Origin of the sequence: Pseudarthrobacter sp. NBSH8 (assembly GCF_014217545.1) — a bacterium.
Taxonomy (GTDB): domain Bacteria; phylum Actinomycetota; class Actinomycetes; order Actinomycetales; family Micrococcaceae; genus Arthrobacter.
In genome coordinates, this window is the sequence record NZ_CP043178.1 from 284217 (window position 1) to 297318 (window position 13102).

Here is a 13102-nt window from a genome sequence, read left to right on the forward strand (position 1 = left end):
CTTTACCGCGGGATGATTCAGGGATCAGAGGCTCACCATGGACATTGCACCCGATATGGTTGCCGGTGACCAGAACGTGTGTGCTCCATATCTGGAGAAGCTGCCCATAACGGGTGCCGCGGTGTCGCTCTTCGGCGGAGCCGCCGCGGAGACCCTGGTCTCCGCCAGCGACGAACTCGCCTCCCGCCTGGATGAACTGCAGTTCAATCTCGGCGAAGGCCCGCGGTGGCGGGCCCACAAGACCCGCTTGCCCGTGCTGGTCCCCGACGCACAATCCACCGCCGACGACGAATGGCCCATGTTCCGGCAGGCGATCGCAGGGACGGACGCAGCCGCGCTGTTCGTTTTTCCACTCACAGTGGGCGCGATGGACCTCGGTGTCGTTGAGCTATATCACGCCGTTAGTGGAAACCTGAACCGGTCGGACCAGTCGATGGCGGCCGTACTTGCCAGGGGGACATCGTGGTACCTCCTGCGCAAGATTCTGAGCCTCAGCTCACCGGATACGGATCCAGTTCTGGAGCCGGCGCTTACGTCGCGCCGCGAGATTCACCAGGCCACCGGGATGGTCCTGGCGCAGTCTGGTGCTACGGCAGCGGAATCCTTGCTTTTGTTGCGTGCCTACGCTTTTGCAAATGACTTCACGTTGGGGGAGACAGCCGCCGCTGTGCTCGAAAGAAGGCTCAGCTTCGACACCGACAAGGGTAGGGCCGGCGGCCCTGCCCTGCAGTAAAATAGGGCCATGGTAACCAGTACCCGCGCCGAGCGCGCCAGTGCGGCGTTCGTCAAGCTCACTGACACCCTGGTGGCCGATTACGACGTCGTGGATCTACTGCACACACTCGTGGAGGAGTCGGTGGGCCTTCTTGACGTCGCGGCCGCTGGTCTGTTGCTTGCCGATCCCAGCGGAGAACTGCAGGTTGTCGCCTCCACCAGCGAGCAGAGTCAACTGGTCGAGGTGCTCCAGCTGCAAGCCGGAGCCGGTCCGTGCGTAGAGTGCTATCTGACCGGGGCGGCAGTTGCCGTGGACGACATCGCCGGGCTTACCAAGTGGCTGGGCTTCCGCCAAGCCGCGCTGTCGCAGGGCTTCCGCTCCGTTCATGCAGTGCCCATGCGCATTCACGGCAGGATTATCGGAGCCATGGGTCTGTTTGGCGCCCGGGAGGGTTCCCTGCCCGCAGAGGATGCCGCGATCGGCCAGGCCCTTGCCGACGTCGCCACCATCAGCCTGATGCAGGAACGCACCATCCGGGAAGCGGCACTGGTCAACGAGCAGCTCCAGCTGGCACTGAACACCCGTGTGCTGATTGAGCAGGCGAAAGGCGTCATTGCCCATACGGCCGGGGTGGACATGGACGCAGCGTTCAACCTGCTGCGGAGCCATGCACGCGCCAACAGCCAGAGCCTGCATGCGACCGCCGGACGCATTGTGGACCGCAGCCTCACGTTGCAAGGCCGGCCGCTCTAAGCCTTTCTACTGCGGGTGCCTCATGCTGAATCGCGGGCGGGCGCACATTGCGGCGCAGGAGCGTGTTGCTCTACTGCGTTGATTCACCCTGCGGGTAGCGGTTGATCATCAGCTGCTGCAGGAGTGCGCGCTCGGGTTTGCCGGGATTCTGGGCGACGCAACGGCGGAGCCTGGCCCGGGCAAGTTCCTCGCCGGGGGATGTTCCGCGGAGCACTTCATCAATGATTTCCTGCGCCTGCCACCGCAGGGATTCCCGGGCGAAGTAACGGACCTCGGCGGACGCAGCCGTACTTTCTATCCACGGGTCAGTGTCGGCACACGGGATGAAATCGAACGTTCGCTCTGCTGACATCGGGGCCTCCTTGCACCAAGCCGACAAGGCCTTTTGAGGGTCCCGTCAGCGTCATAGCACTGCGTTGGGAAAAACATTACAGCGAGTAAGACTGGTCTGTCTGCACCTGGAGTAAACTATTCCTACGATGATTTTCGATGCAGACCACGCTGCAGAGCCCGCCCTGTCTCCTGCGGATTTACCCGCCGAGGCGGCAGTTGTTCCTGCCGATTCCCGGGGCCGGATCCTGGCTGTGGCTTATGAACTGTTTTCCCGCCGTGGGGTGCGGGACGTAGGCGTTAACGAACTGATCGAACGTTCCGGCGTGGCCAAGGCAACGTTTTACCGGCACTTCCCGTCCAAGGACGCGCTCGTCCTGGCGTTCCTGGAGCAGCGGGACCAGCTATGGACAGTTGATTCCATCGTCGGCCAGGCCAAACTGCGCGGCACAACCCCCGCCGAACAACTGCTGGCTATCTTCGACGTCTTCGGCGACTGGTTCCTCCGCGACGACTTCGAAGCCTGCTCCTTCATCAACGTCCTGCTGGAAATGGGCCCGGCCCATCCGCTCGGCCAGGCCAGCATCGATTACCTGGCCAGGATCAGGGGCCACGTGCAGGCCCTCGCGGAGCAGGCCGGGTTGGACCGCCCGGAGGATTTCGCCCGGTCCTGGCACATCCTCATGAAGGGGTCCATCGTCTCAGCCACCGAAGGCGACACCCAGGCGGCGAAGCGGGCCCAGCAGATGGCCAGCTGGCTGATCGAGCACCACCGCAGCTGACAACCGGCCCTCCCGCGCGAATGGCCACTTAAGCCCCGCCCACGAATACTCCGTTCCTCGACGCCGAGCGCCGGATAGCAAGGAATCAGCAGGAGTTCAGTTAATCCGGCCGGGCCCCGAGGCAGCATGCTGGATCAAAGCCCGTGCCGAAGAATAAACCTGTGTCCCGGAATTAGTCCGGACGGTAGAGTGTTGGAATCTGCAGCGACGATGCTCGCGAGCCACTTCATTCTTACTCCCTGAGGGAACACCCATGTCTACAGAAGTCTCTTCGAACGCCGCCGGGCAGCCCGGGCCAGTAGCGGCGGCGCTGTCCGCCGCGCCGGAGAAGATGTCCCGCGAATCGGTGACCATCATCGCCACCCTGCTCGTGGCGACCTTTGTGGTGATCCTGAACGAGACCATCATGAATGTGGCCCTGCAGCGGCTGATGGTTGACCTGCGTGTGGACGCGCCCACCGTGCAATGGCTCTCCACCGGTTTTATGCTCACCATGGCGGTGGTCATCCCCACCACCGGGTTCATCCTCCAAAGCCTGTCCACGCGGGCCGTCTTTATGCTGGCCATGGGTCTGTTCGCCGGCGGCACCGCCGTGGCGGCGGTGGCTCCCGGTTTTGAGATCCTGCTCCTGGCCCGCATCGTCCAGGCCGGCGGCACCGCCATCATGCTTCCGTTGCTGATGACCACCATCCTCACCCTTGTCCCGCTGGCCAAGCGCGGCGCCGTCATGGGCAACGTCAGTATCGCCATCTCAGTGGCGCCGGCCATGGGTCCCACTGTCTCCGGGCTGATCCTGGAGCATTTCGCCTGGCGCTTTATGTTCGTTTTTGTCCTGCCGGTCGCCCTGGCCGCGCTGGCCATCGGCCACAAGTACCTGACGAACGTGGGGGAAACCGAGAAGACCAAGCTCGATTTCCTCTCCGTACTCCTCACGGTTCCTGCCTTCGGTGGCTTGGTGTATGGCCTCAGCCAGATCGGCGGCGGCCAAAGCGGTCCGAGCACCATGGCCATCGCCGCCCTGGTAATAGGCGTCGCCAGCCTGACGGTCTTTGTGCTCCGCCAGCTCCGGCTGCAGAAGTCCGAAGCCCCGCTGCTGGATCTCCGCGCCTTCAACTTCAGGATGTTCACGGTTTCCGTGCTGCTGATGGTGGTGGCCATGATGGCGCTCTTCGGCGGCGTGATCCTGCTCCCGCTTTACCTGCAGGAAATCCGCGGCCTGGGCTCGCTGGAGACGGGTCTCGCGCTGCTTCCGGGTGGCCTGGCGATGGGCCTGCTGGGCCCGTTTATCGGCCGGCTGTTCGACCAAGTGGGCCCGCTGCCGCTCACCGTTACCGGTTCCGTGCTGATGGTGCTGGCCTTGTGGCAGTTTTCAATGCTCGACGCCGGCACTCCGGTCTGGTGGATCATCACCCTCCACGTGGGGCTCAGTTTCGGCCTGGCGCTGCTGTTCACGCCGGCATTTACCACCGGCCTGAACCCGCTGCCGCCGCATCTTTACTCTCACGGCTCGGCGATCATGAGCACCGCACAGCAGGTAGCCGGTGCCGCCGGAACGGCGCTGCTGGTGTCCATCTTTGCCGTGGTCTCGGCCGCGTCGGGGCTCGTTGCCGGCATGAGTGCAGCGTTCCTGACGGCAACCGTGATAGCCCTTGCCGCCGTCGTACTCTCTGCGATGATGCGGAAAACAGGCGGCGCCGTCCCGGGGCACGGCGCCGGCCACTAACCACTCTTAACCAAACGCGGGGTCACCTAGCGCCCATCCGGCCCACCGGAACGGGCCGTAGGTGACCCCGCGTTGCTTTGGATGGGGTCAGCTGGCGAAGAAGTCGCTCAGCTCGGTGATGAGCTTGTCCGGTGCACGGAGGACGCCGTCGTGGCCGGCTCCCGGCAGGATGGTGTAGCTGGAGCCGGACAGGACATCATGGATCTGGCCGCAGGCAACACCGAAGTACGCAGGGCTCTTCTCGCCCACAATAATCAGCGTTTCCAGGGGCAGCTCCAGGAACGGCTCGGCCGGCATGTCCGCTGCGATGATGGCCTTGATTTCCCGGACGCCGGTGCGCATCAGTTCACGCTGCTGCTTTCCTTCGGAAGTGCCCGCGGTGAGTTTGTTGGCCAAGGTCAGCATGGACAGTGGCATGCGGGATGAAAACGCTCCGCCCGCCTCAAGCCCGCGCTGCAGTACGGCCAAGGCGCGGTCGTCGTCCCCGGCGGCCGTGGCCCGTTCGTATTCGGCAGTCCAGTCGGCCTTCACGCTGTGGTTCACGGACACGGCGGGGTCATACACAGCCAGCCGCTCCACCGGAAGGGTCCGGGCCGCGTGCAGGGCCACCGCGCCGCCGAAGCTGTGCCCAAAAACGTCCGTGCTGGACGTGTGTTTCATCACGGCATCCAGGTCCCGCACGTCCCCGTCCAGCGTGTAATCGTCGGCCTGCGGCGAGGAAGATCCGCGGCCGCGGCGGTTGAACGTGTGCACGGGGCGGCCCAACGCGGTGCTGAGTTTCTGGGCGAACTTTGTGTAGTCGGCCGCGGTCACCATGGAAGCCGGGACCACAACCACGCCGGAACCGGCGGAGGCCAGTTCAGCACCCGTGGAGAAGAGCTCCAGCGTGCCGCCGTCGGGGGTCTTGATGTTCTCGCTCGTCATGATCCGAGCCTAGCCGAGCAACCTGCGGAAAGCCTCAGCCCTTGAAGTATTCAGCGATGTCAGCGACAAGTTCCTTAACTGCGGCCGGAATGGAGCCATGGAAGCCCTTGGGTGAGAGCTCGAAGGTGCTCCCCGGGACGGCCGCGTGAAGGCGCTGGGCCGTGACCTTGTAGTAGCTCGGGCTCTTGCCGCCCACCATAAAGTGCGTGTTGGCGGGCAGTACGGCGAAGTTCCTTGCATGCTCGGCTTCGCCGTACGCGGCCCGCAGTTCGCCCACGCCGGTTGGCATCAGCTCCCGGAGCATCTTGTTCACTTTGGTGCGCGACACCACAGCCATCAGCCCCGCAAGGACAGGCTCGGGGACCTTCGAGAGCGCAGTGCCCGGCTGCATGCCCTTTTTCATTCGGGCCATGGCATGCCCCACCCGGCCGGCGTTCACCGCGGCCTCGAACTCGTCCAGCCAGGACATGTCGATGCTGCCGTCGATGTTGACCGCGGCGTCGTAGACCGCCAGTTTGTGCGGTTCGTATGAGGTGCCTACGAACTCCTGGACGGCGTTCAGCGCCACCGATCCGCCCAGGCTGTGGCCCAGGACGTTGCGGGCACCCGTTGCATCCATGACCGTGCGGACATCGGCAATTTCCGTGGCCATGGAATAATCCGCCGGCTGCTCGGTGGAGTTGCCCCGCCCGCGCCGGTCGTAGACGTCCACTGCCCACCCGTCGCCCAGCCCGTCGGCCAAAGCCATCGAGAACGGCCGGTAGATCAGGGCCGTGAGGAAGGCCCCTCCGATGACCACCACACGGCGTTCTCCCGGCGCATCCTCGGTTCCGTAGCTGTACAAAGCCAGCCTGCCGCCGTCGTGCGTGGGGACTTCCTGTGCTCTCACGCTCCCCATCCTAGGCGCGCGGCAAAGGCTCCGCACCGGCAAGGCGACCTACCGGCGCCTCCCCAGCGTCCGGGCCTGGCCGTCGCTGCCGTTGATGAACCGGGCAATCCGCACGGCCAGGCCCTTGCCGGGTCGGATGGGTCCCTCATGCAGCTGGCCGGGGACCACCTGGAAGGTGATCGATGGCACCGCGGCGGCCAGTTGGCGGCCGGTCTCGGCAAAATACGCCGGACTCCAGCCGCCGCTGAGCATCAGGACGGGCGTGGTGAGGGCGGTGAAATTCTCCAGTTCGGCGTCGGCGTCCAGTACTGCCCGCATTTCGGTGACGGCCGTGGGCAGCAGCTGGCGCATTTCCGCGCCCAGATTGGTTTTGGCGGAGAGAATGCTCAGCATCCGCAGCGCGCCGAGAGGCAGGTAGGACAGGGGGCCGGCCGTAGCCAGGCCCTGGACCAGGTGCGCCCAGGCATGGTTAAGCTGGCCTGCGGTGACGGCGTCCTCAAGCTCCGGCCGCCAGCGGTGGCTCAGGTTTCCGGACAGCGACACCGCGGCGTCATAGGTCACCAGCCGGCCCACGGGCAGGGTCCGGGCCGCCTGCAGCGCTACGAAACCGCCGTAGCTGTGGGCCACCACGTCCGTGGAACCGGTCTCGCGCATGACCGCCGCAAGGTCGCTGACCTCCGTTTTCACCGAATAGTCCTCCGGCTGCGGGGCGGACCCCGCCCTGCCGCGGCGGTTGTAGCAGTGCACCGGCCGGCCCAGCAGGACGCTGAGCTTCCGGGCAAAAGGCCGGTAGAGGGCGTCGGTGACCAAAGTGCCGTGGATGAGTACGACGCCGGGAGGTCCCGCCATCGTCGGGTCCAGTCCTGCGGGGGTGCGGAAGGAATGGACGTCGAGGCGCCCGCCGTCCTCCGCTTCAACTTTCCAAGTCTCCACAGCCCGAGTCTATGCCCGGGCGTCTGCCGGGAGCCGGAGGCGGGAATGCCCGGTAAACTTGGGGATTGTGACTTCCCAAAACACCCCCGCCCCAAAAAATGCCCCAGAGCCGCTCGACGCCAGCGAACAGATGCGCATCCGCATGGACAAGCGCGCGAAGCTGATCGGGCGCGGCACCGAGGCATATCCGGTGGGCGTGGAACGCACGCATTCCCTCACGGAGATCCGCGAAAAGTACTCGCACCTTGAGGCTGACGACACCACCGGCGACGTTGTGGGCGTCACCGGCCGCGTGGTTTTTGTGCGTAATACCGGCAAGCTCTGCTTCGCCACACTCCAGGAAGGCGGAGTTGACGGCAAGGGCACCCGGCTCCAGGCGATGCTCAGCCTTGCCAACGTGGGCGAGGAAGCTCTCGCGGACTGGAAGGCGGTGGTGGACCTGGGCGACCACGTGTTCATCAAGGGCGAAGTGATTTCCTCCCGCCGCGGCGAGCTGTCCGTGATGGCCGAGTCCTGGTCCATGGCTTCCAAGGCACTGCGCCCGTTGCCGGTGCTGCACGCGGAACTGAACGAGGAAACCCGCGTCCGTCAGCGTTACGTGGACCTGATGGTGCGCGATGAAGCACGGGAGATGGTCTACACCCGCGCCGCGATTACCCGTTCCATCCGCGAGAGCCTGCACCGCCACAGCTACGTCGAGGTGGAAACCCCCATCCTGCAACTGGTCCACGGCGGCGCCCTGGCCCGCCCGTTCGAGACGCACATGAACGCGTTCGACCAGAAGATGACCCTTCGCATTGCCACTGAGCTTTACCTCAAGCGCGCCGTGGTGGGCGGGATCGATCGCGTCTACGACATGGGCCGCGTCTTCCGCAACGAGGGCGTGGACTCCACCCACAGCCCCGAATTCACCACCCTTGAGTGCTACGAAGCCTGGGCTGACCAGTTCGTCATGGCCGAGCGCATCAAGGAGATCATCCTGGACGCCGCGGACGCCGTGGGTGTGGGCCGCACCCTCCAGACCGATGCCGGGGAGATCAACCTCGACGGCGACTGGGCCTGGGTTTCGGTCTACCCGGGACTGTCCGACGCCGTTGGCCAGGAAGTCACGCCGGACACGTCGCTTGAGGTGCTCCGCGAAATCGCGCAAAAGCGTGAGGTCAAGGTGGACCCGAAGTGGGACGCCGAGAAACTGGCCGTGGAACTGTTCGGCGAAATTGTGGAACCCACGCTCCTGAACCCCACCTTTGTGTACGACTACCCGCCGTCTGCCCAGCCGTTGGCCCGCCCGCACCGGAATGACGGCCGGCTGATCGAGGCCTGGGACCTCATCATCGGCGGCATGGAGCGCGGCACAGCCTTCTCCGAGCTGATCGACCCCGTCATCCAGCGCGAGCGGCTGACTGAACAGTCGCGGCACGCTGCCGCGGGCGACGACGAGGCAATGCAGCTGGACGAAGACTTCCTGCGGGCCCTCGAATACGGCGCGCCGCCCATGGGTGGCATCGGCCTGGGCATCGACCGGCTGGTGATGTTGTTCACCGGCGCCGGTATCCGCGAAACCATCCTTTTCCCGCTTCTGAAGCCCGAAGGCCACTGACCATGGAATATGTAGCCGTACTCCTGCCCTCGTTGGTGGTTGGCCTGCTTTTTTGGTTTGCCATGAAATCCATCTTCAATGCCGATAAGGCCGAGCGAAAGGCTGAAGCGCGGGCCCAAGCCGAGGCGGAATCGCGTTCCGGTGCGCCTTTGAACGAACAGAACCCCGAATCGGACAAATAGCTCGAAAGAGATTTCTGCGGGTTCCTGTGGATATCCACAGGAACGATTGAACGCTTTGACGCGTTGCCATAAAGAGGCCCATACTTTTTACAGGAACATCCTCATTTTCTGACAACCGCACCTTTCCAAGAGGAAGACATATTTAATGGCACAGAAAGTAAACATCATCCTCGTCGATGATCTTGATGGGGGATCCGCGGACGAAAACGTCCGTTTCGGCCTCGATGGGGTCAGCTACGAAATCGATCTGTCCTCGGCCAATGCGGCCGAGCTCCGTTCTGCCTTGGAGCGCTTTGTTGCCGCCGGACGCAAGACCTCGGCCGGCAGGGCTACCCGCACCAAGCCGGCTGCAGGCGCCCGCGCCAACGACTCCGCGCAGATCCGCCAGTGGGCACGGGATAACGGCTACACGGTTAACAGCCGCGGCCGAATTCAGGCTGAAATCCAGGAAGCCTACCAAAAGGCAAATTCCTGACCTACGCATCTCCAGCCGCGTAATAGGCCCTGTCTTCACCTTCGGGTGGAGGCAGGGTTTTTTGATGCCAATTGTGAATGCGTAAAGACGGACCTGGGCGTGCGCGAAACCCATGCTGACCAAAAATCTTCAGGCGTACCGTTGGGCTAATCTCCGCGCGATTTCCTCACGATGAGCCGGTGATTCGGTTTGAGCCTCTGGTCTGGGACGCCGGCGCGAATTCGCCCACTCGAATCTTTGCGTGGCGGGAAACACCCGGAATGTCTGTAATTAGCGGGCCTTGGTGATCCTTGAGCCGTCGTCGTCCCTTATTGCGTTCCGCTCCTGACACCGCGGTCATGAACCGGGTGATGACTTCCATGCGTTCTCCTTGCTTGAGGTCTTTGCATTGGTCCAAGCGGTGCAGGGTGACGGGAGGTTGGACACGTCATGTTTCCCCTGTGGCGAACACGCTCCCCAATAGTGGGTCTGCCACGTAGCATCAAAGTACGTCGTAGCTAGGAGTGTGGCGAAAATGTTTGAGCGATTTACGGACCGTGCCCGTCGCGTAGTTGTGCTTGCCCAAGAAGAGGCACGCATGCTGAACCACAATTACATTGGTACCGAACACATCCTCTTGGGTCTGATCCATGAAGGTGAGGGCGTTGCCGCCAAAGCTCTTGAGTCCTTGAGCATTTCGCTCGACGGTGTGCGCGAGCAGGTACAGGAGATCATCGGCCAGGGTCAGCAGGCCCCGTCCGGTCACATCCCCTTCACCCCGCGCGCCAAGAAGGTGCTGGAACTTTCCCTGCGGGAAGCCTTGCAGCTGGGCCACAACTACATCGGCACGGAGCACATCCTGCTGGGCCTCATCCGTGAGGGTGAAGGCGTTGCCGCCCAGGTGCTGGTCAAGCTCGGCGCAGACCTCAACCGCGTCCGCCAGCAGGTCATCCAGCTCCTCTCCGGCTACCAGGGCAAGGAGACTACCGGCGCAGGCGTCGGTCCCGGCCAGCCCGAGGGCACTCCGGCCGGCTCCGTGGTTCTGGACCAGTTCGGCCGCAACCTCACCCAGGCTGCGCGCGAGAACAAGCTGGACCCGGTGATCGGACGTGAGTCCGAAATGGAACGCGTTATGCAGGTCCTTTCGCGCCGCACCAAGAACAACCCTGTGCTGATCGGTGAGCCCGGCGTCGGCAAGACCGCCGTCGTCGAAGGCCTCGCCCAGGCAATTGTCCGCGGCGACGTCCCGGAAACCATCAAGGACAAGCAGCTGTACACCCTGGACCTCGGTTCACTGGTGGCAGGCTCCCGGTACCGCGGTGACTTCGAAGAGCGACTGAAGAAGGTCCTCAAGGAAATCCGCACGCGCGGCGACATCATCCTCTTCATCGACGAAATCCACACCCTTGTGGGCGCCGGCGCTGCTGAAGGTGCCATCGATGCTGCGTCCATCCTGAAGCCCATGCTGGCCCGCGGTGAACTGCAGACCATCGGTGCCACCACCTTGGATGAGTACCGCAAGCACATCGAGAAGGATGCCGCGCTCGAGCGTCGTTTCCAGCCGATCCAGGTCAAGGAGCCCTCTGTCGCGCACGCGATCGAGATCCTCAAGGGCCTGCGTGACCGCTACGAGGCGCACCACCGCGTCACCATCACCGACGGCGCCCTCACCTCGGCCGCGAACCTGGCCGAGCGCTACATCTCGGACCGCTTCCTTCCGGACAAGGCCATCGACCTGATCGATGAGGCCGGTGCCCGGCTGCGCATCCGCCGGATGACCGCCCCGCCGGAACTGAAGGCCATGGACGAGCGGATTGCCAAGCTGAAGATGGAGAAGGAATCCGCCATCGACGCGCAGGACTTCGAAGGTGCCGCTTCGCTCCGGGACAAGGAGCAGAAGCTCATCACTGAGCGTGCCGAGAAGGAACGCCACTGGAAGTCAGGCGGCATGGATGACATTTCCGAGGTGGATGAGGATCTCATCGCCGAGGTATTGGCCAACTCCACCGGCATCCCGGTCTTCAAGCTGACCGAGGAAGAGTCCACGCGCCTGCTGAAGATGGAAGACGAACTGCACAAGCGTGTGGTGGGCCAGAACGAGGCCATCAGGTCCCTGTCCCAGGCGATCCGCCGCACCCGTGCAGGCCTGAAGGACCCCAAGCGTCCGGGCGGCTCGTTCATCTTCGCCGGCCCCACCGGCGTCGGCAAGACCGAGCTGGCCAAGGCCCTGGCGGAGTTCCTGTTTGGTGACGAGGACGCCCTCATCACGCTGGACATGTCTGAGTACTCCGAAAAGCACACTGTTTCACGGCTATTCGGTGCCCCTCCGGGCTACGTCGGCTACGAAGAGGGTGGCCAGCTCACTGAGAAGGTCCGCCGCCGTCCGTTCTCCGTGGTCCTGTTCGACGAAGTGGAGAAGGCGCACGCTGACCTCTTCAACTCACTCCTGCAGATCCTTGAAGACGGCCGCCTGACCGACTCCCAAGGTCGCGTGGTTGACTTCAAGAACACGGTGATCATCATGACCACCAACCTGGGCACCCGGGACATCTCCAAGAGCGTTGCCACCGGCTTCCAGTCCGGCACGGACACCCAGACCGGCTATAACCGGATGCGTGCCCGTGTGACGGAGGAGCTCAAGCAGCACTTCCGTCCGGAGTTCCTGAACCGTGTGGATGACGTTGTGGTGTTCCCGCAGCTCACCCAGGACGAGATCATCGAGATCGTGGACATGTTCGTTGGCCGCCTCGAGAAGCGCCTCAAGGACAAGGACATGGGCATCGAGCTCACCACCGCGGCCAAGGTGCTCCTGGCAACCCGCGGCTACGATCCTGCTATGGGTGCCCGGCCGCTGCGCCGCACCATCCAGCGCGAGATCGAGGACCAGCTCTCCGAGAAGATCCTGTTCGGCGAGCTCCACGCCGGCGACATCGTTGTAGTGGATGTGGATGGCGAAGGCGACGACGCCAAGTTCACGTTCGCTGGCAACGCCAAGCCGCGCATCCCGGAGATCGCTCCCAGCGTCTAACCACCAAAAGCGAAGGCTCCGCCACTCCGAAAGGAGCGGCGGGGCCTTCGTGTTGTCCGGCTTCCCGGTGTTGAGTCCGGGAGCGCCCCAGCCCAGCGGGAGCGGCCGAAGCCGGCCGGCCGCCACCGTAGGATTATGGGGTGACCGACTCTGATTCCTTCCACATCCGTTCCGCACGTACCAGTGACGTGGCCGCCATTAAGGGCCTTGTGGCGCCGTTGGCTGGGCAGCGGATCCTGATGGCAAAAGAGACGGTTGCCTACTACGAGAGCCTCCAGGAATTCCGGATCGCAGAAGCCGATGACGGCGATGTCATCGGCTGCGGTGCGCTGCACGTTATGTGGGAGGACCTCGCTGAAGTCCGCACGCTGGCCGCGTCGGATGCATGGCGCGGCAAAGGCGTGGGGCACGTGCTCGTGGAAAGCCTGCTGGCCGAAGCCCGTGAACTGGGAGTGGGACGGGTCTTTTGCCTCACCTTCGAGGTGGATTTTTTCAAGCGCCACGGCTTCGAGGTCATGGCCGACCAGACGGCAGTGGACCCGGTGGTCTACTCCGAGCTGCTGCGCTCCCATGACGAAGGCGTTGCCGAGTTCCTGGACCTGGCGCGGGTCAAGCCCAACACCCTGGGCAATACCCGCATGATCAAGACCCTCTAGACACCCCTGATCACCCTGCCCGGGCAACCGCGGCAAGAAGTCACCCCTGTGACATAAATAGCTTGAAATCGAATTGATGGATAAAGTGACAGGGTTGCAGTGTGGGGCCTGCTGTAAGGGACGGTCATTGGGG

13 protein-coding genes are annotated in these 13102 nt (G+C 63.8%); 9 read left to right on the forward strand and 4 right to left on the reverse strand.

Annotated elements, in window-relative coordinates; all coding sequences use genetic code 11:
• Positions 1-37: 37 nt before the first annotated feature.
• Positions 38-733 (forward strand): GAF and ANTAR domain-containing protein, encoded by a 696-nt coding sequence (locus FYJ92_RS01270; protein ID WP_185262259.1) that lies wholly within the window; start codon positions 38-40, stop codon positions 731-733.
• 9 nt (positions 734-742) lie between these two features.
• Positions 743-1468, forward strand: coding sequence for a GAF and ANTAR domain-containing protein (locus FYJ92_RS01275; RefSeq protein ID WP_185262260.1), 726 nt, complete (start codon positions 743-745; stop codon positions 1466-1468).
• A 70-nt stretch (positions 1469-1538) separates the two neighbouring features.
• Here FYJ92_RS01275 and FYJ92_RS01280 read toward each other — a convergent pair whose 3' ends face one another.
• The gene (locus tag FYJ92_RS01280; protein ID WP_185262261.1) at positions 1539-1820 is read right to left on the reverse strand and encodes a hypothetical protein; all 282 of its coding nucleotides are present in this window, start codon (positions 1818-1820) and stop codon (positions 1539-1541) included.
• A gap of 127 nt (positions 1821-1947) precedes the next feature.
• Between FYJ92_RS01280 and FYJ92_RS01285 the strand changes: the two genes are divergently transcribed.
• The gene (locus tag FYJ92_RS01285) at positions 1948-2580 is read left to right on the forward strand and encodes a TetR/AcrR family transcriptional regulator (RefSeq protein ID WP_185262262.1); all 633 of its coding nucleotides are present in this window, start codon (positions 1948-1950) and stop codon (positions 2578-2580) included.
• 253 nt (positions 2581-2833) lie between these two features.
• The gene (locus tag FYJ92_RS01290; protein ID WP_185262263.1) at positions 2834-4303 is read left to right on the forward strand and encodes a DHA2 family efflux MFS transporter permease subunit; all 1470 of its coding nucleotides are present in this window, start codon (positions 2834-2836) and stop codon (positions 4301-4303) included.
• 87 nt (positions 4304-4390) lie between these two features.
• Here FYJ92_RS01290 and FYJ92_RS01295 read toward each other — a convergent pair whose 3' ends face one another.
• From FYJ92_RS01295 to FYJ92_RS01305, 3 genes are read right to left on the reverse strand one after another with little or no spacing between them, the layout of a single operon-like run.
• Positions 4391-5227, reverse strand: a complete 837-nt coding sequence (locus tag FYJ92_RS01295) for an alpha/beta fold hydrolase (protein ID WP_185262264.1) — start codon at positions 5225-5227, stop codon at positions 4391-4393.
• A 34-nt stretch (positions 5228-5261) separates the two neighbouring features.
• The gene (locus FYJ92_RS01300) at positions 5262-6116 is read right to left on the reverse strand and encodes an alpha/beta fold hydrolase (protein WP_185262265.1); all 855 of its coding nucleotides are present in this window, start codon (positions 6114-6116) and stop codon (positions 5262-5264) included.
• Positions 6117-6164: 48 nt separating this feature from the next.
• Positions 6165-7049: an alpha/beta fold hydrolase gene (locus tag FYJ92_RS01305; RefSeq protein WP_185262266.1), complete on the reverse strand. Its 885-nt coding sequence runs from the start codon at positions 7047-7049 to the stop codon at positions 6165-6167.
• A 67-nt stretch (positions 7050-7116) separates the two neighbouring features.
• Here FYJ92_RS01305 and lysS point away from each other — a divergent pair, with 67 nt between their 5' ends.
• From lysS to FYJ92_RS01330, 5 genes are all read left to right on the forward strand, one after another.
• On the forward strand, positions 7117-8649 hold the full coding sequence (gene lysS, locus FYJ92_RS01310; RefSeq protein ID WP_185262267.1) for a lysine--tRNA ligase: 1533 nt from the start codon (positions 7117-7119) through the stop codon (positions 8647-8649).
• Positions 8650-8651: 2 nt separating this feature from the next.
• Entirely contained in the window at positions 8652-8831 is a 180-nt protein-coding gene (locus FYJ92_RS01315) for a hypothetical protein (protein WP_185262268.1), read from the forward strand.
• A gap of 145 nt (positions 8832-8976) precedes the next feature.
• A complete protein-coding gene (locus FYJ92_RS01320) occupies positions 8977-9306 on the forward strand; it encodes an Lsr2 family protein (RefSeq protein ID WP_185262269.1) in 330 nt (109 codons plus the stop codon).
• A 514-nt stretch (positions 9307-9820) separates the two neighbouring features.
• A complete protein-coding gene (locus FYJ92_RS01325; RefSeq protein ID WP_185262270.1) occupies positions 9821-12313 on the forward strand; it encodes an ATP-dependent Clp protease ATP-binding subunit in 2493 nt (830 codons plus the stop codon).
• Positions 12314-12453: 140 nt separating this feature from the next.
• Positions 12454-12969 (forward strand): amino-acid N-acetyltransferase, encoded by a 516-nt coding sequence (locus FYJ92_RS01330; RefSeq protein WP_185262271.1) that lies wholly within the window; start codon positions 12454-12456, stop codon positions 12967-12969.
• The last annotated feature ends 133 nt before the right edge of the window (positions 12970-13102 follow it).

What these genes read in the sequence shown, in the direction of transcription:
- FYJ92_RS01280 (WP_185262261.1), bottom strand. Translation starts at nt 1,820, where the DNA reads ATGTCAGCAGAGCGAACGTTCGATTTCATCCCGTGTGCCGACACTGAC.
- FYJ92_RS01270 (WP_185262259.1), top strand. Translation starts at nt 38, where the DNA reads ATGGACATTGCACCCGATATGGTTGCCGGTGACCAGAACGTGTGTGCT.
- FYJ92_RS01320 (WP_185262269.1), top strand. Translation starts at nt 8,977, where the DNA reads ATGGCACAGAAAGTAAACATCATCCTCGTCGATGATCTTGATGGGGGA.
- FYJ92_RS01285 (WP_185262262.1), top strand. Translation starts at nt 1,948, where the DNA reads ATGATTTTCGATGCAGACCACGCTGCAGAGCCCGCCCTGTCTCCTGCG.
- FYJ92_RS01290 (WP_185262263.1), top strand. Translation starts at nt 2,834, where the DNA reads ATGTCTACAGAAGTCTCTTCGAACGCCGCCGGGCAGCCCGGGCCAGTA.
- FYJ92_RS01325 (WP_185262270.1), top strand. Translation starts at nt 9,821, where the DNA reads ATGTTTGAGCGATTTACGGACCGTGCCCGTCGCGTAGTTGTGCTTGCC.
- FYJ92_RS01275 (WP_185262260.1), top strand. Translation starts at nt 743, where the DNA reads ATGGTAACCAGTACCCGCGCCGAGCGCGCCAGTGCGGCGTTCGTCAAG.
- FYJ92_RS01295 (WP_185262264.1), bottom strand. Translation starts at nt 5,227, where the DNA reads ATGACGAGCGAGAACATCAAGACCCCCGACGGCGGCACGCTGGAGCTC.
- FYJ92_RS01315 (WP_185262268.1), top strand. Translation starts at nt 8,652, where the DNA reads ATGGAATATGTAGCCGTACTCCTGCCCTCGTTGGTGGTTGGCCTGCTT.